Annotated in this window: 22 protein-coding genes and 1 other RNA gene; 13 read left to right on the forward strand and 10 right to left on the reverse strand. The window is 59.2% G+C overall.

The features are described 5' to 3' along the window. Positions 1 to 125: 125 nt before the first annotated feature. The 6 genes from CFter6_RS05440 (at position 126) to CFter6_RS05465 (ending at position 7,991) form a co-directional block, all read left to right on the forward strand. Positions 126 to 1,763: an OFA family MFS transporter gene (locus CFter6_RS05440; RefSeq protein ID WP_061539059.1), complete on the forward strand. Its 1,638-nt coding sequence runs from the start codon at positions 126 to 128 to the stop codon at positions 1,761 to 1,763. Between the two features lie 179 nt (positions 1,764 to 1,942). Further along, positions 1,943 to 2,458, forward strand: a complete 516-nt coding sequence (locus CFter6_RS05445) for a formate dehydrogenase subunit gamma (protein WP_061542222.1) — start codon at positions 1,943 to 1,945, stop codon at positions 2,456 to 2,458. Next, entirely contained in the window at positions 2,455 to 4,002 is a 1,548-nt protein-coding gene (locus CFter6_RS05450) for a formate dehydrogenase beta subunit (RefSeq protein WP_061539060.1), read from the forward strand. The genes CFter6_RS05445 and CFter6_RS05450 overlap by 4 nt, the downstream gene beginning before the upstream one ends. 51 nt (positions 4,003 to 4,053) lie before the next feature. Beyond that, complete coding sequence (gene fdhF, locus CFter6_RS05455; RefSeq protein ID WP_061539061.1) at positions 4,054 to 6,912, forward strand: formate dehydrogenase subunit alpha; 2,859 nt, start codon at positions 4,054 to 4,056, stop codon at positions 6,910 to 6,912. A 17-nt stretch (positions 6,913 to 6,929) separates the two neighbouring features. Next, positions 6,930 to 7,745 (forward strand): formate dehydrogenase accessory sulfurtransferase FdhD, encoded by an 816-nt coding sequence (gene fdhD, locus CFter6_RS05460; protein ID WP_061539062.1) that lies wholly within the window; start codon positions 6,930 to 6,932, stop codon positions 7,743 to 7,745. A 21-nt stretch (positions 7,746 to 7,766) separates the two neighbouring features. Continuing rightward, positions 7,767 to 7,991, forward strand: a complete 225-nt coding sequence (locus tag CFter6_RS05465) for a formate dehydrogenase subunit delta (protein WP_061539063.1) — start codon at positions 7,767 to 7,769, stop codon at positions 7,989 to 7,991. 12 nt (positions 7,992 to 8,003) lie between these two features. On the opposite strand, the gene CFter6_RS05470 is transcribed toward CFter6_RS05465, so the two are convergent. Both CFter6_RS05470 and CFter6_RS05475 read right to left on the reverse strand, forming a co-directional pair. Further along, positions 8,004 to 9,209 (reverse strand): lactonase family protein, encoded by a 1,206-nt coding sequence (locus CFter6_RS05470; protein WP_061539064.1) that lies wholly within the window; start codon positions 9,207 to 9,209, stop codon positions 8,004 to 8,006. Between the two features lie 64 nt (positions 9,210 to 9,273). Next, a complete protein-coding gene (locus CFter6_RS05475) occupies positions 9,274 to 9,873 on the reverse strand; it encodes a glutathione S-transferase (RefSeq protein WP_236904535.1) in 600 nt (199 codons plus the stop codon). 240 nt (positions 9,874 to 10,113) lie between these two features. Between CFter6_RS05475 and CFter6_RS05480 the strand changes: the two genes are divergently transcribed. From CFter6_RS05480 to CFter6_RS05500, 5 genes are all read left to right on the forward strand, one after another. Further along, positions 10,114 to 10,623: an FUSC family protein gene (locus tag CFter6_RS05480; RefSeq protein WP_061539065.1), complete on the forward strand. Its 510-nt coding sequence runs from the start codon at positions 10,114 to 10,116 to the stop codon at positions 10,621 to 10,623. A gap of 68 nt (positions 10,624 to 10,691) precedes the next feature. Further along, complete coding sequence (locus CFter6_RS05485) at positions 10,692 to 10,928, forward strand: hypothetical protein (protein ID WP_061539066.1); 237 nt, start codon at positions 10,692 to 10,694, stop codon at positions 10,926 to 10,928. Beyond that, complete coding sequence (locus CFter6_RS05490; RefSeq protein WP_014004880.1) at positions 10,925 to 11,236, forward strand: cell division protein ZapA; 312 nt, start codon at positions 10,925 to 10,927, stop codon at positions 11,234 to 11,236. The genes CFter6_RS05485 and CFter6_RS05490 overlap by 4 nt, the downstream gene beginning before the upstream one ends. Positions 11,237 to 11,335: 99 nt before the next feature. Continuing rightward, positions 11,336 to 11,516, forward strand: a non-coding RNA gene (gene ssrS, locus CFter6_RS05495) — 6S RNA. A 72-nt stretch (positions 11,517 to 11,588) separates the two neighbouring features. Next, on the forward strand, positions 11,589 to 12,050 hold the full coding sequence (locus CFter6_RS05500; protein ID WP_061539067.1) for an EVE domain-containing protein: 462 nt from the start codon (positions 11,589 to 11,591) through the stop codon (positions 12,048 to 12,050). On the opposite strand, the gene CFter6_RS05505 is transcribed toward CFter6_RS05500, so the two are convergent. The 4 genes from CFter6_RS05505 to CFter6_RS05520 form a co-directional block, all read right to left on the reverse strand. Further along, the gene (locus CFter6_RS05505; protein WP_061539068.1) at positions 12,037 to 13,605 is read right to left on the reverse strand and encodes a malonate--CoA ligase; all 1,569 of its coding nucleotides are present in this window, start codon (positions 13,603 to 13,605) and stop codon (positions 12,037 to 12,039) included. The genes CFter6_RS05500 and CFter6_RS05505 overlap by 14 nt on opposite strands. A 76-nt stretch (positions 13,606 to 13,681) precedes the next feature. Further along, the gene (lgt, locus tag CFter6_RS05510) at positions 13,682 to 14,536 is read right to left on the reverse strand and encodes a prolipoprotein diacylglyceryl transferase (RefSeq protein WP_061539069.1); all 855 of its coding nucleotides are present in this window, start codon (positions 14,534 to 14,536) and stop codon (positions 13,682 to 13,684) included. Positions 14,537 to 14,541: 5 nt separating this feature from the next. Further along, on the reverse strand, positions 14,542 to 15,438 hold the full coding sequence (locus CFter6_RS05515; RefSeq protein ID WP_061539070.1) for a LysR family transcriptional regulator: 897 nt from the start codon (positions 15,436 to 15,438) through the stop codon (positions 14,542 to 14,544). A gap of 74 nt (positions 15,439 to 15,512) precedes the next feature. Further along, the gene (locus CFter6_RS05520; protein ID WP_061539071.1) at positions 15,513 to 15,743 is read right to left on the reverse strand and encodes a TIGR04438 family Trp-rich protein; all 231 of its coding nucleotides are present in this window, start codon (positions 15,741 to 15,743) and stop codon (positions 15,513 to 15,515) included. A gap of 163 nt (positions 15,744 to 15,906) precedes the next feature. On the opposite strand from CFter6_RS05520, the gene CFter6_RS05525 reads away from it, so the two are divergent. Continuing rightward, positions 15,907 to 16,218, forward strand: coding sequence for a c-type cytochrome (locus tag CFter6_RS05525; protein WP_061539072.1), 312 nt, complete (start codon positions 15,907 to 15,909; stop codon positions 16,216 to 16,218). A gap of 107 nt (positions 16,219 to 16,325) precedes the next feature. On the opposite strand, the gene CFter6_RS05530 is transcribed toward CFter6_RS05525, so the two are convergent. After that, positions 16,326 to 17,405, reverse strand: coding sequence for an aldo/keto reductase (locus CFter6_RS05530; RefSeq protein WP_061539073.1), 1,080 nt, complete (start codon positions 17,403 to 17,405; stop codon positions 16,326 to 16,328). Between the two features lie 185 nt (positions 17,406 to 17,590). Between CFter6_RS05530 and CFter6_RS05535 the strand changes: the two genes are divergently transcribed. Beyond that, complete coding sequence (locus CFter6_RS05535) at positions 17,591 to 18,490, forward strand: AraC family transcriptional regulator (RefSeq protein WP_061539074.1); 900 nt, start codon at positions 17,591 to 17,593, stop codon at positions 18,488 to 18,490. Between the two features lie 191 nt (positions 18,491 to 18,681). On the opposite strand, the gene CFter6_RS05540 is transcribed toward CFter6_RS05535, so the two are convergent. The 3 genes from CFter6_RS05540 to CFter6_RS05550 form a co-directional block, all read right to left on the reverse strand. Then, entirely contained in the window at positions 18,682 to 19,809 is a 1,128-nt protein-coding gene (locus CFter6_RS05540; RefSeq protein ID WP_061542224.1) for a branched-chain amino acid ABC transporter substrate-binding protein, read from the reverse strand. 262 nt (positions 19,810 to 20,071) lie between these two features. Further along, positions 20,072 to 21,217 (reverse strand): branched-chain amino acid ABC transporter substrate-binding protein, encoded by a 1,146-nt coding sequence (locus CFter6_RS05545; RefSeq protein WP_417924788.1) that lies wholly within the window; start codon positions 21,215 to 21,217, stop codon positions 20,072 to 20,074. Between the two features lie 254 nt (positions 21,218 to 21,471). After that, entirely contained in the window at positions 21,472 to 22,620 is a 1,149-nt protein-coding gene (locus tag CFter6_RS05550; RefSeq protein WP_041741316.1) for a branched-chain amino acid ABC transporter substrate-binding protein, read from the reverse strand. Positions 22,621 to 22,788: the final 168 nt, after the last annotated feature.

Genomic DNA, 22,788 nt, shown 5'->3' on the forward strand with positions numbered 1-22,788 from the left:
TTTTTCATATATTCAGGTGGAAATATAGGGGAAAATACGTATAACAAAAAATATTTTTGATATAAAACTATATGTAAGTAATTACCTATGGTACATATAAGCTTTTTTAATTTCCGGGGGGAAAAGTGGGATTTTTAGATAAAGAGCGGACCATTGCAGGTCCCGGTTTCAATCGTTGGCTGGTGCCGCCTGCGGCACTGGCAATTCATTTGTGTATCGGCATGGCTTACGGCTTTTCCGTGTTCTGGCTGCCGCTGTCGAAGGCAATCGGGATCAAGGAGTCGCTGGCCTGTTCCAAGGATATGAGTTTCTTTGCCGAAATATTCGCCAGTACTTGCGACTGGAAGATTTCGATGCTGGGCTGGATCTACACCATGTTCTTCGTCCTTTTGGGAACATCGGCAGCGATCTGGGGCGGCTGGCTGGAGCACGTCGGTCCGCGCAAGGCAGGTTTTGTGGCGGCCTTGTGCTGGTGCGGCGGTTTGCTGATTTCGGCATTCGGCGTCTACCACCACCAGATCTGGCTGATGTGGATAGGCTCCGGCCTGATCGGCGGTGTCGGCCTCGGGCTGGGTTATATCTCGCCGGTGTCGACCCTGATCAAGTGGTTCCCTGATCGCCGCGGCATGGCGACCGGCATGGCGATCATGGGCTTCGGCGGCGGTGCGCTGATCGGCAGCCCGCTGGCGGACAAGCTGATGAAGCATTTCGCTTCCGATGTGTCGGTCGGCGTCTGGCAGACCTTCGTCGTCATGGCCCTGATCTACTTCGTGTTCATGATGGCTGGCGCCTTCGGCTACCGGATTCCGCCTAGCGGCTGGAAGCCGGCCGGCTGGACGCCGCCTGCCGCCAACGGCAATGCGATGATCACCCAGCATCACGTGCACGTCAGCAAGGTGTGGGGCATCCCGCAGTTCTGGCTGGTATGGCTGGTGCTGTGCTTGAACGTCTCGGCCGGCATCGGCGTGATCGGCATGGCTTCGCCGATGCTGCAGGAAGTGTTCGGCGGCCATCTGCTCGGCGTGGGCACCAAGTTTACCGAACTGTCGCTGGAGCAAAAAGGCGCGATTGCAGCGATTGCCGCCGGCTTTACCGGCCTGATCAGCCTGTTCAATATCGGCGGCCGTTTCGTCTGGGCTTCCTGCTCGGACTACATCGGACGCAAGATGACTTACGTGGTGTTCTTTGTGCTTGGCTTCATCCTGTATGTGAGCTTGCCTTGGTCAGGTGCAGCCGGCAGCGTAGCCTTGTTCGTGACTGCGGTGTGCCTGATCCTGTCGATGTATGGCGGCGGTTTTGCAACCGTGCCGGCCTACCTGGCTGACCTGTTCGGTACCCAGATGGTGGGCGCGATCCACGGCCGCCTGCTGACTGCATGGGCGACTGCCGGCATTCTCGGCCCGGTGGTGGTGAACTACATGCGCGAATACCAGATCTCGCTGGGCATGCCGCGCGAATCGGTCTACAACACCACGATGTATATCCTGGCCGGTTTCCTGGTAGTCGGCTTGCTGTGCAACCTGATGATCAAGCCGATTGCCGAAAAGCATTTCATGACGCCGGAAGAACTGGCGCGTGAAAAGAAACTGGCACACGAACAGGCTTCGGCCAATCCGGACGTGACGGTTTCAGCCGAAGACATGGCGCGTATCGGCAGCGGCGGCAGCCCGCTGGTGTTATGGTTGTCGTGGGCGGCAGTGGTTATTCCGCTGGTGTGGGGAATCTCGATTACCCTGCAGAAATCTGCAGTATTGTTTAAGTAGTTGAATGAAGTAGGGTGGGCAGAAATGCCCACCCTACGGCAGCAAGACGTTTTAGAAAAAAGTAACAGAGATGCAGGACGCACCGTAGTGCGCCGATCAAGGTGCATGGTTTCATAACAAGAACATCCAATCTGCGCACCTTTTGTAGTACCGAATACCGGTAGGAGACTGTCGTGAAGATGCAAATCGAGCCAAGTTCCCAAGTTTCAAAAGCAGTTCCGTCGGAACCGTCCGTCGACCTGGACCAGGTCAAATCCATTATCCAGAAATACCAGGCCATGCCCGGCGCCATGCTGCCTGTCTTGCATGCCATCCAGGATGCGCTCGGCTACGTACCGTCGTCGGCGGTGCCTTTGATTGCCGAGCAGCTGAACCTATCGCGCGCCGAAGTGCATGGCGTGATCAGCTTTTACCACCATTTCCGCCAGCAGCCGGCGGGGCGCCATGTCGTGCAGCTGTGCCGCGCCGAAGCCTGCCAGGCAGTCGGCGCGGACGCGCTGGCGGCGCATGCCAAGGCAGCCCTCGGCTGCGATTTCCACGGCACTAGCAGCGACGGCCAGTTTACGCTGGAGCCGGTGTACTGCCTGGGCCAATGCGCTTGTGGCCCGAGCATGCTGATCGACGACGACCTGCATGCGCGCGTCAGCAGCGACAAATTCAACAGGCTGGTGCGCGCCAAGCGAGGTGTGGCGTGAGCATAACCATCTACGTACCACGCGACTCCACTGCACTGGCCTTGGGCGCGAATGAGGTTGCTGCGGCAATCGTCGCCGAGGCGGCGAAGCGCGGCCAGGAAATCACCCTGGTGCGCAATGGTTCGCGCGGCATGTTCTGGCTGGAGCCGCTGGTCGAGGTAGCTACGGCCGCCGGCCGTGTCGGCTACGGGCCGGTCGAACCGGAGGATGTTGCGGGCTTGTTCGATGCCGATTTCATGGCTGGCGGCCAGCATCCCCTGGCTTTGGGGCTGGTCGACGAAATTCCCTATTTGAAGAAGCAGGAACGCCTGACTTTTGCGCGCGTCGGCATTACCGATCCGGTATCGCTGGACGATTACCTGGCGCATGAAGGCTACCAGGGCTTGCAAAAAGCCCTGGCCATGCAGAGCGCCGATATCGTGCAGGAAGTGCTGGATTCCGGCCTGCGCGGACGAGGCGGCGCGGCTTTCCCGACCGGCATCAAATGGAAGACGGTGCTGGGCGCCCAGAGCGCGCAGAAATACATAGTCTGCAACGCCGACGAAGGCGACTCCGGCACGTTTTCCGACCGCATGATCATGGAAGACGATCCCTTCGTGCTGGTCGAAGGCATGACGATTGCGGCGCTGGCGGTTGGCGCGACCCGCGGTTATATCTATGTTCGCTCGGAATATCCGCATGCCATCGCGGCGCTGGACCAGGCAATAGTTACGGCGAACAGCCGCAATTACCTGGGCGAGAATATCCTCGGCTCGGGCCGCGCCTTCCATCTGGAAGTGCGCAAAGGCGCCGGCGCCTATATCTGCGGTGAAGAAACCGCCTTGCTGGAGAGTCTGGAAGGCAAGCGCGGCGTGGTGCGCGCCAAGCCGCCGCTGCCGGCGATCGAAGGCTTGTTCGGCAAACCGACAGTCATCAACAATGTGATTTCTCTGGCCTCGGTACCCATCATCCTGGCGCGCGGCGCCGCCTTTTATAAAAATTACGGCATGGGGCGTTCGCTCGGCACTCTGCCGATGCAGCTGGCAGGCAATATCCGCCATGGCGGCCTGGTTGAAAAAGCGTTTGGCGTCACCTTGCGCGAATTGCTGTTCGATTTCGGCGGCGGCACTGCCAGCGGCAAGCCGATACGCGCGGTACAGGTCGGCGGCCCGTTGGGACCGTACTTGCCGCAATCGCTGTTCGACACCAAGGTCGATTACGAAGCCTTCGCCGCCGTCGGCGGCATGCTGGGCCATGGCGGCATCGTGGTGTTCGACGATAGCGTCGACATGGCGAAACAGGCGCGCTACGCGATGGAGTTTTGCGCGGTCGAATCCTGCGGAAAATGCACGCCTTGCCGCATCGGCTCGACCCGTGGCGTGGAAGTGATCGACAAGATCGTCGCCGGCCAGGCGCAACAGATCCATCTGCTGCGCGACCTGTGCGACACCATGGTCAACGGTTCGCTGTGTGCGATGGGCAGCATGACGCCGCTGCCGGTGCTGTCGGCGCTCGATCATTTTCCCGAAGATTTCGCCAGCGGCGTGCTCAACAAGGCCGCCTGACTGCCATTCAGATAAACACCACCCACGTTCCATCGGAACCAGGAGCATGTGATGAATCAGCTTAATGAAATTGACTACGGCACGCCTGCCAAGCAATCCGAAAAAACGGTAACCCTGGAAATCGACGGCGTCAGCGTCGAAGTGGCCGCCGGCACTTCGGTGATGCGCGCGGCAGTAGAGGCCGGCATCAACGTTCCCAAATTGTGTGCTACCGACAGCCTGGAGCCGTTCGGTTCTTGCCGCCTGTGCCTGGTGGAAATCGACGGCAAGAAAGGTTATCCGGCATCGTGCACCACGCCGTGCGAGCCGGGCATGAAAGTCAGGACGCAGACGCCTAAGCTGGCCGACATCCGGCGCGGCGTGATGGAGCTGTACATTTCCGACCATCCGCTCGATTGCCTGACTTGCCCCACCAACGGTAATTGCGAACTGCAGGACATGGCTGGCGTGACCGGGTTGCGCGAAGTCCGTTATGGCTATGAGGGCGATAACCACCTGAAGATGAAAAAGGATGAATCGAATCCTTATTTCACCTACGATCCGTCCAAATGCATCGTCTGTAATCGTTGCGTGCGCGCCTGCGAAGAAACCCAGGGCACGTTTGCTTTGACAATCGACGGCCGCGGTTTCGAATCGCGCGTGTCGGCAGGGCAGATGGACAGTTTCATGGAGTCGGAATGTGTGTCCTGCGGCGCTTGCGTGCAAGCCTGCCCGACGGCGACGCTGACCGAAAAAACCGTGATCATGATGGGCCAGGCCGAGCACAGCAAGATCACTACATGCGCCTATTGCGGTGTCGGTTGCTCGTTCAAGGCTGAGATGAAGGGCAATGAAGTGGTGCGTATGGTGCCGCACAAGGATGGCCAGGCCAACCACGGCCATTCTTGCGTCAAGGGGCGTTTTGCCTGGGGTTACGCCACCCACAAGGACCGCATCACCAAGCCGATGATACGCAGCAAGATCACCGATCCGTGGCGCGAAGTGTCGTGGGATGAAGCGCTGACGTATGCCGCCAGCGAGTTCCGCCGGATCCAGGCCAAGCATGGCAAGGATTCGATCGGCGGCATCACTTCCTCCCGCTGCACCAATGAAGAAACCTACCTGGTGCAAAAACTGGTGCGAGCCGCTTTCGGCAATAACAACGTCGATACCTGCGCCCGCGTCTGCCATTCGCCGACCGGCTATGGCCTGAAGCAAACGCTGGGTGAATCGGCCGGCACCCAGACTTTCGATTCGGTCATGCAGTCGGACGTGATCATGGTCATAGGCGCCAATCCGGTCGCTGCGCATCCGGTGTTTGCTTCACAGATGAAACGCCGCCTGCGCCAGGGCGCCAAGCTGATCGTGGTCGATCCGCGCACCACCGAAATGGTGAAATCGCCGCACGTGCAAGCTGCTTTCCACCTCAAGCTGCGCCCGGGCACCAACGTCGCCCTGATCACCGCGCTGGCGCATGTGATCCTGTCGGAAGGTTTGCAGAAAGAAGATTTCGTCGCCGAACGTTGTGACCAGAAATCATACGCGGACTGGAAGGAATTTGTCCTGCGTCCCGAGAATTCACCGGAAATGATGGCTGATGTCACCGGCGTACCCGCCGACCAGCTGCGCGGCGCTGCGCGTTTGTTTGCCACTGCCGGCAACGGCGCGATCTATTACGGCCTCGGTGTGACCGAACATGCGCAGGGTTCAACCATGGTGATCGGTATCGCCAACCTGGCGATGGCGACCGGCAATGTCGGCCGCGAAGGCGTCGGCGTCAATCCGCTGCGCGGACAAAACAATGTCCAAGGTTCTTGCGACATGGGTTCCTTCCCGCATGAACTGCCGGGTTACCGCCATGTCTCGGACAGCACCGTGCGTGGTGAATTCGAGCAAGCCTGGGGCGTTACCCTGAGTCCGGAGCCGGGTTTGCGTATCCCGAACATGTTCGACGCCGCGCTCGACGGCAGTTTCATGGGCCTGTATTGCGAAGGCGAGGACATCGTGCAGTCCGATCCGAATACCCAGCACGTGACAGCGGCGCTGTCGAACATGGAATGCATTGTGGTGCAGGACTTGTTCCTGAACGAGACCGCCAAATATGCCCACGTATTTCTGCCGGGATCGTCGTTCCTGGAAAAGGACGGCACTTTCACCAATGCCGAGCGGCGGATTTCGCGCGTGCGCAAGGTGATGCCTGCCAAGGCCGGCCTGTCCGACTGGGAAGTCACGGTGGCGTTGTCCAAGGCGCTGGCTTACGACATGCCGTATACACATCCATCGGAAATCATGGATGAAATCGCGGCGTTGACGCCGACCTTCCACGGCGTCAGCTACGCCAAGCTGGAACAGGCCGGCAGCCTGCAATGGCCGTGCAATGACGCGGCGCCGGATGGCACGCCTATCATGCACATCAAGGAATTCGTGCGCGGCAAGGGCAAGTTCATCAATACCCAGTATTTCGCCACCGATGAAAAAGTGACGCTGAAATTCCCGCTGATCCTGACCACCGGCCGCATCCTGTCGCAATACAATGTCGGCGCCCAGACCCGGCGCACCGAGAATGTCGAATGGCATAGCGAGGACCGGCTGGAAATCCATCCGCATGACGCCGAGGATCGCGGCATCAAGGACGACGACTGGGTCGGCATCGAATCGCGCGCAGGGCAGACGGTTTTGCGCGCAACGGTGACCGAGCGGGTGCAGCCGGGCGTGGTGTACACCACCTTCCACTTCCCGGAATCGGGCGCGAACGTGATCACCACCGATAATTCGGACTGGGCCACCAACTGTCCGGAATATAAAGTGACTGCAGTGCAGGTGATGCCGGTCAGCCAGCCGTCGACATGGCAGAAGCAGTTCAGCCGTTTCACCGAGCAGCAGCTGAAGCTGCTGCAGGGGCAGGCGGCCGAGGCGGCGGTCAGCAAATAACGGTACAAAGGAAAAACATGGTTTCACCCGAATACCCCAGCAGCACCGAAGTCGAAGTAGAGCAGTGGCGTAACGGCGCCGTCGGCAAGAGCCGCGACGCGGTTGCGGAAGAGGTGCCGGTGGCGCTGGAATACAACGGCATTTCGCATGCCGTGATGATGGCGTCGCCTGCCGACCTGGAAGATTTTGCGCTGGGATTTTCCTTGACAGAGGGTATCTTGCAGGACCGCAGCGAGTTGTTCGATTGTGAAATCGTCACTGCCGCCGACGGCATCCAGGTGCAGATGCAGATCTCCACCGAGCGTTTTGTCGCGCTCAAGGAAAAACGGCGCAACCTGACCGGCCGCACCGGCTGCGGCTTATGCGGCGCGGAAACCTTGCAGCAGGCGGTGCGCAAGCCGGCGCCGGTGGTGTCCGCTGCGCGCTTTTCGGCGGCCGGAATTTATGCAGCGATGGCCGAGATGCAGCAGCAACAGCATTTACAAAAGATAACTGGCGCTACCCATGCCGCCGCATGGCTGCAGGCGGACGGCAAGATCGCACTGGTGCGGGAAGATGTGGGCCGGCATAACGCTCTCGACAAGTTGATCGGAGCCTTGTCGCAAGAAAATCCGCGGCGCGATTTTTCCAGCGGCGCGGTGCTGATCACCAGCCGCGCCAGTTATGAAATGGTGCAGAAGGCGGCCAGCATGGGCTGCGGTTTCATCGTCGCGGTGTCGGCGCCGACCGCGCTGGCGATCCGGCTGGCGGAGCAGGCTAACGTGACCTTGCTCGGTTTCGTGCGGCAGCCCGGCCACGTGGTATACGCCCACCCGCAACGGCTATTGCCGTGAATGCAGCAGAAAGGTAGACATATGAATCTGGAACACCTGGTGAAGATGGCGAATCAGATCGGCGCATTCTTCGAAACCATGCCCGACCGCCCGCAAGCCATGGCGGATTTCGCCAGCCACCTGAAGCGTAGCTGGGAGCCGCGCATGCGGCGCGAATTGCTGGCGTATATCGAAACGCAAGGCGGTCCGGAGCTCAATCCGATGGTGCTGGAGGCGGTGCGCCTGCACGCCGCCACCTTGCAATAGCCTTTAATAGCCTTAGGGCAAAAACACCATCTGCGAAGGGCTGCCCAGCCCGGTATACCTGTCGATGAATTCCAGCTTGCCGCTGCGCTTGTCGATGGCGAACTGGGTGATATTGTCGCTGCGCTGGTTCAGCGCGTAGATATAGCGGCCTTGCGGCTCGATCACGAGGCCGCGTGGATAGTCGCCGCGGGTCCAGGTTTCTCCTACCCAGCTCAGTTTTCCTTCGGCGCCGACGGCGAACTGGGCGATGCTGTTGTGCAGGCGGTTCGCGACGTACAGGAAGCGGCCGTCATGGCTCAAGGTCAAGCCGGAGGCAAAATTGGTGCCCTGGTAATTTTCCGGCAGGCTTGAGATGGTTTGCTGTTCCTGCAAAGTCCCGCTGGCCTGGTCGAAGTGGTAGAGCGTCAGCGTCGAGGCTTCCTCGTTGATCAGGTAGACATATTTGCCGTTGGGGTGGAACACGAAATGGCGCGGGCCGGCGCCCGCCGACGATGCCTTGATGAAGGGCGGCGTGTTGGGCGTCAGGCTGCCGCTGCTTTGGTCAAAGCGCCATTGGTAGATACGATCCAGGCCAAGATCGGTTGAAAAGACAAACTTGCCGCTGGGATCGCTGGCGATCATGTGGGCGTGCGGGCCGTTGTGGTCGCTGGCGGCGAAGCTGCCGACGGTTGCGGCGTCCGGCCGTGCCGCTCCGGCCGGACCGGTGCTTTGCTGGACCGACACCGCCGGCCGCAGGCTGCCGTCTTGAGCCAGCGGGAAGGAAGCCACCGAGCCGCTGCCGTAGTTGGCGGCGAGCAGGTAGTCCTGCTTTGGCGTCAGCGACACATATACCGGGTTCTTGCCTTGCGCATCCTGCTGATTCAGCAGCGTCAGCGAACCGTCTGTCCGGTTTACCGCATAGGCAGCCAGCACGCCATGCTGGCTATCGTTATAGTTGGCCACCTCGCTGGCCACATACAGCGTTTTGCCCGCAGCATCGAGATTGAGCTGGGCTGCGTTCGGCAGCGTGCTGACGACTTTTATCCGGCTCAGCGCGCCGGATTGGCCATCCACTTTAAACAGGTATACGCCTTCGCCGTTGGGATTGTAGGTTCCGACATAAGCAAAAAGGGCAGGCGGCTGGTTTTCGGCTCTTAGGGGCATGCTGGTCATGGTAAGTAGTGCGATGGAAAGCGCCATCCATTTGGAACGGCGAATGAGTGTTCTCTGATTTTGCATCTTTTCTCCAATACTACTTAAAAATCAAAGCAGTCCCTGATTGGACCAGGCTGGCGGATTCAAGTCATTTTTGCATCACGGAATTGAATAGCGATGATTCAAGGAGCTGGTCCAGCCAGGCTCTCAGGTTCTTGTATTCGCTGGCGTAAAACCATTCTTTGTCGACGTGCGCGAATTGCCGTACGAAAGGAAAGATGGCCATGTCGGCCAGGCCCGGTTTTTCACCGCACAGGAATCCGTGCAGTGCAATGCGCGCATCCAGTTGCGCCAGGATGGCCGCTCCCTGGGCGCGGTAATAGGCAGCGGGGTGTTCCGGAAAACGCTCGGCATACTTGTAGCGGTCCAGGTAGGCCTTGAATGGGCCGTCATTCTGCTGAATCAGTTCCTGCACCTGCTGCTGCACGGCCGGGTCCGGGCTTAGCCACTGTTCCGGATCATGCTGTCCAAGCGCCCAGTGCATGATGTCCAGGCTTTGTTCAAGTGGCGCGCCATGCGGCAGCTTCAAGACTGGGACCGTGCCCTTGGGCGAACAGTCCAGCATGGCTTGCGGTTTGCTCCTCAAGCTGACTTCATGCATGTCTACGTCGACGCCGCTGACCTTGATCGCAAGGCGGGCGCGGATTGCATACGGGCAGCGGCGAAAGGTGAATAAAATCGGCTTCAAGTTAGTGTATCTATAACAATTCAACATCATAAAATAGCAGAAATTCCTCTTGTCAGGCATTTTTACCGGATTGCCGCGAGAGCAGGACAGTATCGAAACCGGATCGCAACATGCCGATCCGCGATGGCAATCGACGAACCTTGGACGATGTCCGGTATCAGAGCGCAAGGCACTGAAATCTCGGAGTACGCCATGTTCTCGGCTAAAATGGCGCTCGCACCGTGATTTTAAAAGGCCGGGATGGACTTCCAATTCATTAGCCCCAGAAAAAACGCCCTGGTTTACCTGATCAAGATCCTGACGGGCGCGCTGATCACCTGGTACGGATTGCGCGCCCTGGGTTTGCAAGAACCGTATTGGGCCATGATTTCCCTGATTATCGTGACCGAGCCGGATGTCAACCTGGCCAAGGCGAATTTCCGGGCCCGTTTGATCAACACGCTGAACGGCTGTGTTGTCGCTTGCCTGGCGCTAGTGCTGTTCGGCCCGGGATTCCTGTCTTTGCTGGTCGCTTTGGCAACATCGGTGCTGGTCGCCATGCTGTTGCAGAACTATCCGGCCAACTGGCGCCTGGGGCCGGCGACCGTGGTGATCTTGATGTCTGCCGCGATCGGCGGCAAAGGCCTGCACCAGGAGCTGGAGTATGCTTTGTTGCGGGTCGGGGAGGTGATTGCCGGCAGTACCGTGGCATTATTGCAGTCGCTGGCGTATTCCTATGCGCTCAAACGCATGGCGCCCAGCACGAATTGATGGCCGGCCGCGAGATTCATTGGTCGAATCTATTGACGTAATTTCCTTAGCAACACTATAGTGACAAAATGATTTCAGAATTCCATCAATTATCAGAAAAAATCGGCCAGCTGGCTGAGTTGACGCACACCTTGCGCCGGGAAAATGCCCAGCTGCGCCTGCGCACAACCGGTTTGCAGAGTGAAAACGAAGAATTGAAGCAACGCATCGGCGAAGCGCACCAGCGCGTCGCGGCCCTGCTCGAGAAATTTCCGGCATTACCGCAAGAGTTATCGCAAGAGTCGCAAGATCGGGAGCTTACATGAGCCAGTTGAGCGTTAACATCATGGGCCAGCCTTATACCCTGGCTTGCAAGGAAGGTGAAGAGAAGGCGCTGCAGGAAGCCGTGAGCTACCTGGACGGCAAAATGAGCGCCATCCGCGACGCCGGGAAAATTCGCGGCAACGACCGCATCGCCGTCATCGCCGCGCTTGGCATCGCCGCTGAATTATTGGGCAGCAAAGCGCCTGCCGGCCCGTTGTCCGACCTTACCATGTCGGAAGTAAAGCAGAATATCAGCGCAATGCATACAGTACTGGATGAAGCCCTGGCCGCGCAGGAAGACTTGTTCTGACCCTGCGGACAGCCATGCTGCAGGCCGTACTGTAGAAAAGCGGCAGGAAAAACTTTCGGCAAAAGGGGTTTGACTTGAGATATGTTTGGAGTAGACTAACGTCTCCTGCCGTGTTCGCGATTGTCATAAAATCCTTGAACCATTTATACGCAACGGCTGCGGAATTTTGTTCGATAGGTGTGAGCGTCGCTAGTCCGATGAACCCGAAATTGAACTAACTGCGGCCAACTTGAACTGCTTTGGTTCAGGATGCCGACATAGCGGCACAGGCGGGACTTGATTCTGAAGCGGTTGCATATATGTGTGCAGCCGCTTTTTTTATTTCTGGTTTTATTTATTTCTTAGAGATGAAATGAATTACTGGCTAATGAAATCCGAGCCGGACGACGCCAGCATCGACGACGTTCTGGCCATGTCCGGAGAGACCATCGCCTGGTACGGCGTGCGCAATTATCAGGCGCGCAACTTCATGCGCGATGCGATGCAGGTCGGCGACGGCGTGCTGTTCTATCATTCCGGCTGCGCCGTGCCGGGCATAGCCGGCCTGGCCGAGGTGGCGAGCACGCCTTACCCCGACGACACGCAGTTTGACCCCAAGAGTAAATATTTCGACCCCAAGGCCGAACGCGAAAACCCGCGCTGGATGCTGGTCGATGTGCGCGCCTTGCGCAAAACCCGGCTGATTCCCCTGCCCGAGCTGCGGCAGCAGGAAGCGCTGGCCGAGATGCAGATCCTGCGCCGCGGCAACCGGCTTTCCATCACCCCGGTCAGCGCCGCCGAATGGCGCCACATCGCCAAGCTTATGAAGGCGTGAGACTGCCCGCGGCTGGCAGGGCATACAATGCATACTGCTCGCGCAATACATTCTTTTGCACCTTGCCCATGGTGTTGCGCGGCAGTTCATCGGCGAAGAATACCTGCTTGGGCACCTTGAAGTTGGCGATCGAGGTTTTCATCAAGGCGATCACGTCCGCAGTTGTCAGCTTGGCTTCCGGCCGTTTCACGATCACCGCGGTCACCGCTTCGCCGAAATCGATGTGCGGAATGCCGATCACCGCGGATTCCAGCACGCCGTCGATTTCATCGAGCACGCTTTCGATTTCCTTCGGATAGACGTTATAGCCGCCGGAGATGATCAGGTCCTTGCTGCGGCCGACTATAGACAGGTAACCCTGGCTGTCGAAACGGCCGACGTCGCCGGTCTTGAAATAACCGTCGGCGGTGAATTCCTCCGCGGTTTTTTCCGGCATGCGCCAGTAACCGTGGAATACATTCGGCCCCTTGACCTGGATATCGCCGATTTCACCGGCGCCGCAAACCGCGGCGCGGCCTTTGCTATCGGTTCCCATCAAGCGCAGCGACACGCCCGGCAGCGGCAGGCCGACGGTACCGCCGCGTCGTTCCTGCGCATACGGGTTGGAGGTCAGCATGGCGGTTTCGCTCATGCCGTAGCGCTCCAGTATGGTGTGGCCGGTGCGCGCGGCGAATTCGGCAAAGGTATCGGCCAGCAAGGGCGCCGAACCGGATACGAACAGGCGGATATTGCGGCAGGTGCCGCGGTCGAAGCTGCCGCTCGCCAGCAGCCGCACGTAATAGGTCGGCACGCCCATGAAGACAGTGCTGCGCGGCAGCTGGCGGCAGACGTCGGCGGCCTCGAACCTGGGCAGGAAAATCATCTTGCTGCCGTTCAGCAGCGCGCCGTTGGCCGCCACCAGCAAACCGTGGATGTGGAACAGCGGTAGCGCGTGCAGCAGTACGTCGTCCGCTTGCCAGTGCCAGTGTTGCTGCAGCACCTGGGCATTCGAGCCGATATTGCCGTGCGAAAGCATGGCGCCCTTGCTGCGGCCGGTGGTGCCCGAGGTATACAAGATGACGGCGAGGTCGTCAGTTTGCTTTTCAACTGTATTAAACGCATCCGGATGATGCATGGCGCGCGCCAGCAACGATCCGGAATTCCTGCGGCCATTGCCGCCTTCGTCCAGGGTAAACAGGTGGCGGGTGCCGGCCTTGAATGCAATCTGCGCCACCCAGCCGAAATTCTGCGGCGTGCAGACGAACACTGCCGGCTCCGCATCGCCGATGAAATATTCGATCTCGGCGGCGCGGTATGCCGTGTTCAGCGGCAGGTAGACAAAACCGGCGCGCAGGGTCGCCAGGTAGAGTATCAGCGCCTCGGGCGATTTTTCCACCTGCGCGGCGATGCGGGCGCCGCTTGGCAAATCCAGGCTGCTGAGCAGATTGGCGATGCGGGCGGAAGCGCGTTCGATGTCGCCCCAGCTGTAGTACTGGCCGTCGTGGGTTTCGATGCAGCAGGCGGTGCTGTCGGCAGGGAAGCGGGACGCAAAAAGAGCGTAAAGATTGGCTGTCATGTTCAGTATGGGAAGGCGCCGGAAACGTGCTCCTGGCTGCTGCCAGGCGCACAGGTGCACGTTTGCCGTCGCTGGTTCAGGTAGGAGAGTTGCTTGCAGCCTTGGCCGGCGGCGCATCGGCGGGGCCGGCGTACTGGCGCGGATTCCTGTAAGCGATCACCAGCAGCACGATGCCCAGCACGATCATCGGCACCGACAGCATCTGGCCGGCGGAAATGGTGATGCCGCCGAAGGACACGTTATAGTCCGGCACCCGGAAATATTCGGTGAAGAAACGGGCGCAGCCGTACAGCAGCGAAAACATGCCGGCCACCGCCATGCGCGGCCGCGGTTTGCGCGAGAATATCCAGAGGAGGATGAACAGCAGGATGCCGTCGACCAGCATCTGGTAGATCGGCGACGGATGGCGCGGCAGGTTGTCGACATTCGGCCAGATCATGGCCCATGGCAGCGACGGATCGGAGACTACCCGGCCCGGCAGCTCGCCGTTGATGAAGTTGCCGAGGCGGCCGGCGGCATAGCCGAGCGGCACCATGGGCGCGATGAAATCCATGATGTCCATCAGCTTGCGGCCGGCTTTGCGGCCCCACCATGCCATGGCGATCAGGACGCCGAGAAAACCGCCGTGGAACGACATGCCGCCTTTCCAGACCGCGATGATTTCAGATGGATGCGAAAAATAATAAGCCGGATCGTAAAACAGCACCTGGCCCAGGCGGCCGCCGATCACCACCCCCAGTACGCCGTAAAACAGCATGTCGTCGATATCCTCTTTTTTCCAGCCGGCGGCGGCAACATGCGGCTGCTTGATCCTGATCCTGCCGATCCAGATGAACAGGATGAACGCCAGCAGGTACATCAAGCCGTACCAGCGTACATGGAGCGGGCCGAGGGAGAAGGCGATCGGGTCGGGCAGGGGATGAATCAGCATATTCTTTATTTCTTTCGTAACAATTCCAAAAAGGCTTGCAGTACCGGTGAAACATTATCGCGGCGCCAGGCCAGGCCGGTTTCGACCAAGGGTGTCTGGTCCTGCAATTCACGATAGTCGACCCCCGGGCGTTGCAGGTTCGACACCGATTGTGGCACAAGCGCGATCCCCATGCCAGCCGACACCAGGCCGACGATGGTTTGCATCTGGATCGCTTCCTGGCCGATGTGAGGAGTGACGCCGGCGGCGCGGAAGCAGCCGAGGATGGTGTCGTGGAAACCGGGCGAGATGCGGCGCGGGAAAATGATCAAAGGCATGTCGGCCAGGTCGCTCAGCGCAATTTTGCCTTTCTTCGCCCGCAAAGCCTTGAGCCCGCTGGGCGCCGCCAGGATCAGCGGTTCCGCCAGCACCGGCTGGTACTCCAGCGCCAGCTTGGCCCTGTCCGGCAGCGGCGGGATCAGCAGGCCGGCATCGATCCGGCCCTCCATCAGCTGCGCCAGCTGCAGGTCGCTGGTGGCTTCCTGCAAGTCGATCTGCACCTGCGGATAAGCTTCGCGGAAAGCGCGCAGCAGCGGCGGCAGGATGCTGTAGTCGGCGGTCGAGACAAACGATAGCGTGAGCAGGCCGGATTCGCCGGAAGCTGCGCGCCGCACCAGGTCGGGCAGGGCAGCGGCCTGCTGCAGCAGGCGTTGCGCTTCCGGCAGCAGCGCCAGCCCGGCCGGCGTCAGCGCCACGCTGCGCTTGGTGCGGGCAAACAGCGGCGTGCCAAGATTGGCTTCCAGCGCCTGGATCGCTTGCGACAGCGGCGGCTGCGTCATGTGCAGGCGCAGCGCGGCGCGGCCGAAATGCCTTTCTTCGGCAACCGCGACGAAATAGCGCAGCTGGCGCAGCTCTATGTTCATGGATTCAAGCCTGGCTAATAAAAAAGCCGGAGAGAAACCGGCTTTTGTGTTGCGTAACAGTGCGCCCGAGCGCTTCAGCGCCGTTTATGGCTGTCAAAGGTCTTCTTGACGCGTTCTTTCCTGGTTTTTTCGATTTCCTCGTGGGCCTTGCGCTTGTCCAGGCCGAACATCCGTTCCAGGAACTCGAACCAGATAAAGGCGACCCCCATCAAGCCGGCGATCCACCACCACGAAATGCCGGCAAACGGACCGACTTCGAAGTATTTTAACGCTATTAACGAAACGATAATGATAATCAGTGGCATGGCATTCCCTTTTCTTTGCGGAAAGGATAGGGCGAAAGATGCTCCTGGTCAACGGATGTCGCTCTGATATGTCGGATTCCAGATGTATGTAGGTGTTTCAGGGATATGAGACAATACAAACGGGCAGGTAGAATGGTGTCACATTTTTTTGACGGAGATAAGAATGAAACGTTTGTTGATCTGTGCACTGCTGGGCGCAATGGCCTCGGGATCCGCCCTTGCGGACGCCGGCCTGGACCTGGCGAAGAGCAAGAACTGTATGGCATGCCACTCGGTGCAGAACAAAGTGGTCGGCCCGGCATACAAGGACGTTGCGGCAAAATATGCTGGTCAAAAAGATGCGGAAGACAAGCTGGTGGCGAAAGTCATGAAGGGCGGATCAGGCACCTGGGGCGCGATCCCGATGCCGGCTAATCCGCAAGTCAGCGAAGCCGAAGCGCATACCCTGGTGAAATGGGTTTTGTCGCAGAAGTAATACAGCCGGCCATGCCGCAACAAGGCGCTCAAGTGAGCGCCTTTTTTTACGGCCTTGACCTTGACCCGCGCAAGCCAGGATACGGGGCCGGTTGCCGGCCCCTGCTGTCAGTAGCGGGCTGTGCTTTTGGTCACCAGCGGCAACGCCATGGTTTGCTGGCCATCGACGGTGGCGCCGGCAAAGGCGAGGCTGGGCGCCAAGTGCCGATTGATTTCAACCGGGAAACCCAGTACCGGTTTCGACACCTCGTCGAGAATCGCGATCTGCGCCGGCGTCAGGCTGATTTCGAGCGCAGCCAGGTTGGCCCGCAGCTGATCAATCCGGCGCGCGCCGACCAGGGTTGAAGTCACGCCTGGCCGGCTTTGCACCCAGGCCAGCGCCACGGCGGCCGGACTGGCGTCCAGTTCCGCGGCGACCGACTTGAGGGCGTCCACCACGAGATAGTGCGCCTCGGTCGGCATGCCTACCAGGGCGCCGCGATCGGAGACAACGCTGGCAGCATTCTCACGGGTGTATTTGCCCGACAACCAGCCATTCTTGAGCGGACTCCAGGGCATGACGCCAAGGCCCAGTTCCTGCGCCATCGGCGTCAGCTCGCCCTCGACTGTCCGCTCCAGCAAGGAGTACTCGACCTGCAGGGCGATCAGCGGCGTCCAGCCGCGGAACTGCGCGATAAGCTGCGCCTGCGCCACCTTCCAGGCCGGGGCGTCGGAAACCCCCAGGTAGCGCACCTTGCCGGAAGTCACCAGGTCATCCATGGCGCGCATGGTTTCTTCGATTGGCGTGCCGCGGTCCCAGTTGTGCATCCAGTAAAGATCGATGTAATCGGTTTGCAGGCGCCGCAGCGACTGTTCGCACTGCTCGACGATCGCCTTGCGGCCAGCGCCGCCGCCGTTTGGATCGCCAAGGTGAAGGTTGCCGAAGAATTTGGTGGCGATGACCTTGCGGTCGCGGCCTTTGCGGCGAGCGAAGAAATCGCCGATGATCTTTTCGGAATGGCCGACGGTATAGATATTGGCGGTGTCGATGAAATTGCCGCCGCGTTCGAAATACTCGCTCAGGATGGCTTCCGATTCCGCCGCAGTGGAACCCCAGCCCCATTCTTCGCCAAAGGTCATGGTGCCCAGGCAGAACGGGCTGACGCGCAGGCCGGAACGGCCAAGGGTGACATAGGAATCTAGTGACATGTTGTTGCTCCTTAAGAAAATCGTGGATGAGCGCAAGCGCCGCCGGTATTGAGCTTTTATGAAAACATGCGACGCGGCTGCGCCGCTAGATCGATGGACGCAAGCTCTTGCACGATCCTGCCAATTGCGGGGAGTTTGTGCATCCCGGTCTTGCGTTTCGCACGTTCGCCGGTTACGGTACAAGCATGGAACCACTTGCCGAACTTCGCCTGCTGATCGCGCGCCATGCCGGACACGGCCTCACCGACACCGCTTTCCCCGGCCTCAAGCTGATGGCGTCGGACTTCACTACGCAACCTGTCCACCATGTGTCCGAGCCGGCGTTCGCCGTGATGGCGCAAGGCGCCAAACGCGCGGTGCTGGGCGACAAGCTGTTTGAATACGGCGCCGGCCAGTACCTGGTGGTGTCGGTTGACCTGCCGATCGCCAGCCATGTGTCGCGGGCCAGCGCTGCGGAGCCGTTTCTTGGACTTGGCCTGATATTGAGGCCGACAGCCGTCGCTACCCTGCTGGTGGAGACTGCCGCCAGCGAATCCGCCTCCGGCGAACTGTCTGGCATGGGCGTCAGCGACGCCGGCACGGAATTGCTGGATGCCGTGGTGCGCCTGCTCCGTCTGCTGGAGCATCCGCGCGACTTGCCGGTGCTGGGGCCGATGATCGAACGCGAAATCCTGTGGCGGCTGCTCACCGGCGAACAGGGCGCCATGCTGCGCCAGATCGGCTTGGCCGATAGCCGGCTATCGCAAATCGGCCGTGCCATCCGCTGGATCCGCAGCCATTACGCCGAGACTTTTCCGATCGAGGAACTGGCCCGGCTGGCGGCGATGAGCGTCTCGTCCTTCCATCGGCATTTCCGCGCGGTGACCGCGATGAGCCCGTTGCAGTACCAGAAGCAGATCCGCCTGCAAGAGGCGCGCTCGCGGCTGCTGGCGCAATCCGAAGATGCCGCGGCGGTCGGTTTCAGCGTCGGCTACGAGAGTCCGTCGCAGTTCAGCCGCGAATACAGCCGCCTGTTCGGCGCGCCGCCAGGCCGCGACGCGGCGCGATTGCGAGCCGGTTCGCCGCTGGAGCGGAGCGTGATTTGAGCGGCGGTCTCAAAAATCAGAAGTAGGGTGGGCACGCTTTTGTGCCCACGCGGAAGCGCTACAGCGTGGGCACAAAAGCGTGCCCACCCTACACACAAAAGTTTTTTTGCACCTATAGAAAAATCAGATGAATCGTAAACAAAAAAAGCGCCCCGGATGCCGGAGCGCTTTTCAATTGCAGGAAAGAGCTGTTATTTAGTCACTGCCAGCTGCGAGCGTTGCGCACCACGATAGGTGTACAAGGTGATGGTGCCGTCCTTGATGTCCCCTTTGGAGTCGAACGAGATCATGCCGGTCACGCCCTTGTGCTGGATCTTGGCCAGTTCCGGCAGGTATTTTTTCGGATCGGCCGACTTGGCTTTTTGCATGGCGTCCACCATGGTCATCAAGGCATCGTAGGTATATGGCGCATAGATCACGACGTCCTTGCCGTACTTGATCTTGTAAGCGGTCTTGTAGGCATCCAGCCCTTTCCGGGCCGACTCTTCGACACCGCCGGCTTCGGCGCAGATTACCTGGTCGTTGCTGATGCCGTCGCCGGCCAGCTTGGGCAGGTCGGAAGTGCAGATGGCATCGCCGCCCATGAACTTGGCCTTGATTCCCAGCTGCTTCATCTGGCGCAGCATGGGGCCGGCGCCGGCATCCAATCCGCCAAAGAACACGACGTCGGGTTTCTTGGCCTTGAACGAGGTCAGGATTGCATTGAAATCGGTCGCCTTGTCGCTGGTGTACTGGGTTGCCACGATGGTCATGCCGGCGGCTTTGGCGGCCTTGGTGAATTCTTCCGCCAGGCCCTGGCCGTAGGCGGTGCGGTCGTCGATTACCGCTGCGGTCTTGGCATGCAGCGTCTTGGCCGCATAACGGCCGAGGGCGCCGCCCAGCTGGCTGTCGTTGGCCACCACGCGGAAGGTGGTATTGAAACCTTGCTGGGTGTATTTGGCGCTGGTAGTCGACGGCGAGATTTGCGGGATGCCGGCGTCGTAGTAGATTTTCGATGCAGGAATCGAGGTGCCCGAATTGACGTGGCCGATGACGCCGGCGACTTTGGCGTCGACCAGTTTCTGCGCCACCGCGGTTGCCTGCTTGGGATCGGATGCGTCGTCTTCCGCCATCAGGACGAACCTGATTTTTTTGCCGTCCAGCGTCAGGCCCTGCTTGTTCAGTTCTTCGATCGCCATCCTGGCGCCGTTTTCATTGTCTTTGCCGATGTGGGCGATAGGGCCGGTGATCGGGCCGACGTGGGCGATCTTGACCACTTGTTCCTGTGCATGGGCGCTGGCGGACAGGGACAAGGCGATAGCCGCGGCCAGCGGGATCATTTTGGTGGTGTGCACTGGATTTTCTCCTAAGGATTTTTAATGTAATTGATGGTAAGTTTTTTCAGCCATCCGACGTTGATTTCAGTCTGGTCAGGGACTTAAACGTTACAACAATACAAAAGCCAGGCAAAGCGCTTTTATATGTTTTTTTATCAATCCGGCAGAATGAAATGCGTAAACCTCATGGCAGCGCCCGCGCAAATAAAAAAGCGCCCCGGCGCTAAGGCCGAGGCGCTTCCATGCAACAGTTGCTGAATGTAATTTACTTGGTGACGGTCAGCAAGGTACGCTTGCCGTCCTTGTAGGTATACAGGGTCAGCGTGCCGTCCTTGATATCGCCTTTGGCGTCGAACGCGATCATGCCGGTCACGCCCTTGTGATGGATCTTGACCAGCTCCGGCAGGTATTTTTTCGGATCGGCGGAATTGGCCTTCTGCATGGCTTCCACCATGGTCATCACGGAATCGTAGGAGTAGGGCGCGTACAGCTTGACTTCGGCGTTGAACTTCTTCTGGAACGCTGCCTTGAAATCCTCCAGGCCCTTCTTGCCCGATTCCTCGACGCCGCCGGCTTCGGCGCAAACCACCTGGTCGTTGATCAGGCCATCGCCGGCCAGCTTGCCCAGTTCGGCCGTGCACATGCCGTCGCCGCCCATGAACTTGGCCTTGATGCCGAGCGCCTTCATCTGGCGCAGCATCGGTCCGGCCACCGCATCCATGCCGCCGAAGAAGATCACGTCCGGATTCTTGGCCTTGATCGAGGTCAGGATGGCGTTGAAGTCGGTTGCCTTGTCGTTGGTGAACTGGGTTGCGACGATATTGACGCCGGCGCTTTTGGCGCCCTTGGCGAATTCCTGCGCGACGCCCTGGCCGTAGGCGGTGCGGTCGTCGATCACGGCGATGTTCTTGGCTTTCAGCGTGGTGGCTGCGTAACGTCCCAGCGTGCCGCCCAGCTGGCCGTCGTTGGCGACCACGCGGAATACGCTGTTAAAACCCTGCTGCGTGTATTTCGGGCTGGTGGCGGCAGGCGAGATTTGCGGGATGCCGGCATCGTAGTAAATTTTCGAAGCGGGAATCGTGGTGCCCGAATTCAGGTGGCCGATGACGCCGTCGATCTTGGCGTCCACCAGTTTTTGCGCTGCTGCCGTGCCTTGCTTGGGATCGGATGCATCGTCTTCCGCCAGCAGCACGAACTTGATTTTCTTGCCGCCCAGGGTAATGCCCTTGGCGTTCAGTTCTTCGACCGCCATCTTGGCGCCGTTTTCCATGTCCTTGCCGAGGTGGGCGGAAGGGCCGGTCACCGGGCCGACGTGGCCGATCTTGACGATTTGTTCTTCAGCGTGAGCCGAGCCTGCTGCGCCCAGCGCCAACGCGACTGCTGCAGCCAGCGGCAACATTTTGTTCTTCATCTGCACGTGTTTCCTCCTGAGGGTTTATACAAGGTAAGTGAAAGCAATTTCCGCTGTCCAAGGAGCGGAACATGTAAACGTTACAACAGAACAAAATCCTCGTATAGGCTTTTTCCTGCATTTTAGGCAATACCCTTGCGGTCCGTACGGGGATTGATGCAGGCGGCAGAATGGGAGAGATGGTGTGCAGATTTTCAGCAGGCGAAAAAAAACGCCCCGGTTGCCGGGGCGTTTTTATCAGAGACGCGCGACGATTATTTTGTCACTGTCAGCAGGGTGCGCTTGCCATCCTTGTAGGTGTACAAGGTCAGCGAACCGTCCTTGATGTCGCCCTTCGGATCAAAAGCGATATCGCCGGTCACGCCTTTGTAGTGGATCTTGGCCAGCTCAGGCAGATATTTCTTCGGATCGGACGAGCCGGCTTTTTGCATTGCCGACACCATCGCCATCAGCGCATCGTATTCGTACGGTGCGTAGATCACGACTTCCTGGTTGAACTTCTTCTGATAAGCCACCTTGAAAGCTTCCAGCGCAGCCTTGCCTGCATCCGGCACACCGCCGGCTTCAGCGCAGACTACCTGGTCGTCTTTCAGGCCAGCGCCGGCCAGCTTGGCCAGCTCGGTGGTGCACAGGCCGTCGCCGCCCATGAACTTGGCCTTGATGCCCAGCTGGTCCATCTGGCGCAGCATCGGACCGCCGACAGCATCCATGCCGCCGAAGAAGATCACGTCTGGATTCTTGGCCTTGATCGAAGTCAGGATGGCGTTGAAGTCAGTCGCCTTATCGTTGGTGAACTGCGTCGCCACGATAGTAGCGCCGGCCTTCTTGGCGCTCTTGGTGAACTCTTCTGCAACGCCCTGGCCGTAGGCGGTACGGTCATCGATCACGGCAATATTCTTGCCCTTCAGGGTGTTGACCGCATAGCGACCCAGGGTGCCGCCCAGCTGGCCATCGTTGGCGACCACGCGGAATGCCGTGTTGAAGCCTTGCTGGGTGTATTTCGGATTGGTGGCGGAAGGCGAGATTTGCGGAATGCCGGCGTCGAAATAGATCTTCGATGCAGGAATCGTGGTGCCGGAATTCATGTGGCCGATAACACCCTTGACCTTGGCATCCACCAGTTTCTGCGCAGCCGCGGTTCCTTGCTTCGGATCGGAGGCATCATCTTCGGAAGCCAACACGAAAGTCACTTTTTTGCCGCCGATCAGAGTGCCCTTGGCATTCAATTCATCGATTGCCATCTTGGCGCCGTTTTCATTGTCCTTGCCTATGTGCGCGTTAGGACCTGTGAGCGGGCTGACCTGGCCGATGGTGACTACTTCTTGTGCCGAAGCCGAGCCAGCAAAGGCGAAAGCCATGGCAATTGCACCGGCCAACGGAATCAATTTGATCTTGTTCTGCATGAATGTCCTCCTGAGGATTTAAAATAAAACAATCTAATTACAGTTTCACCGTCCGCTGCTTATTTGTTATTTATTCGAACTTGTCCGAATAAGGCAACGTTACAACATAAAAAACGCTTCGCATAGCGGTTTTTGCGAATTCTTAACACAGCTTATGTGTCCCCACTG

It is taken from the genome of Collimonas fungivorans (genome assembly GCF_001584145.1).
Taxonomy (GTDB): domain Bacteria; phylum Pseudomonadota; class Gammaproteobacteria; order Burkholderiales; family Burkholderiaceae_D; genus Collimonas; species Collimonas fungivorans.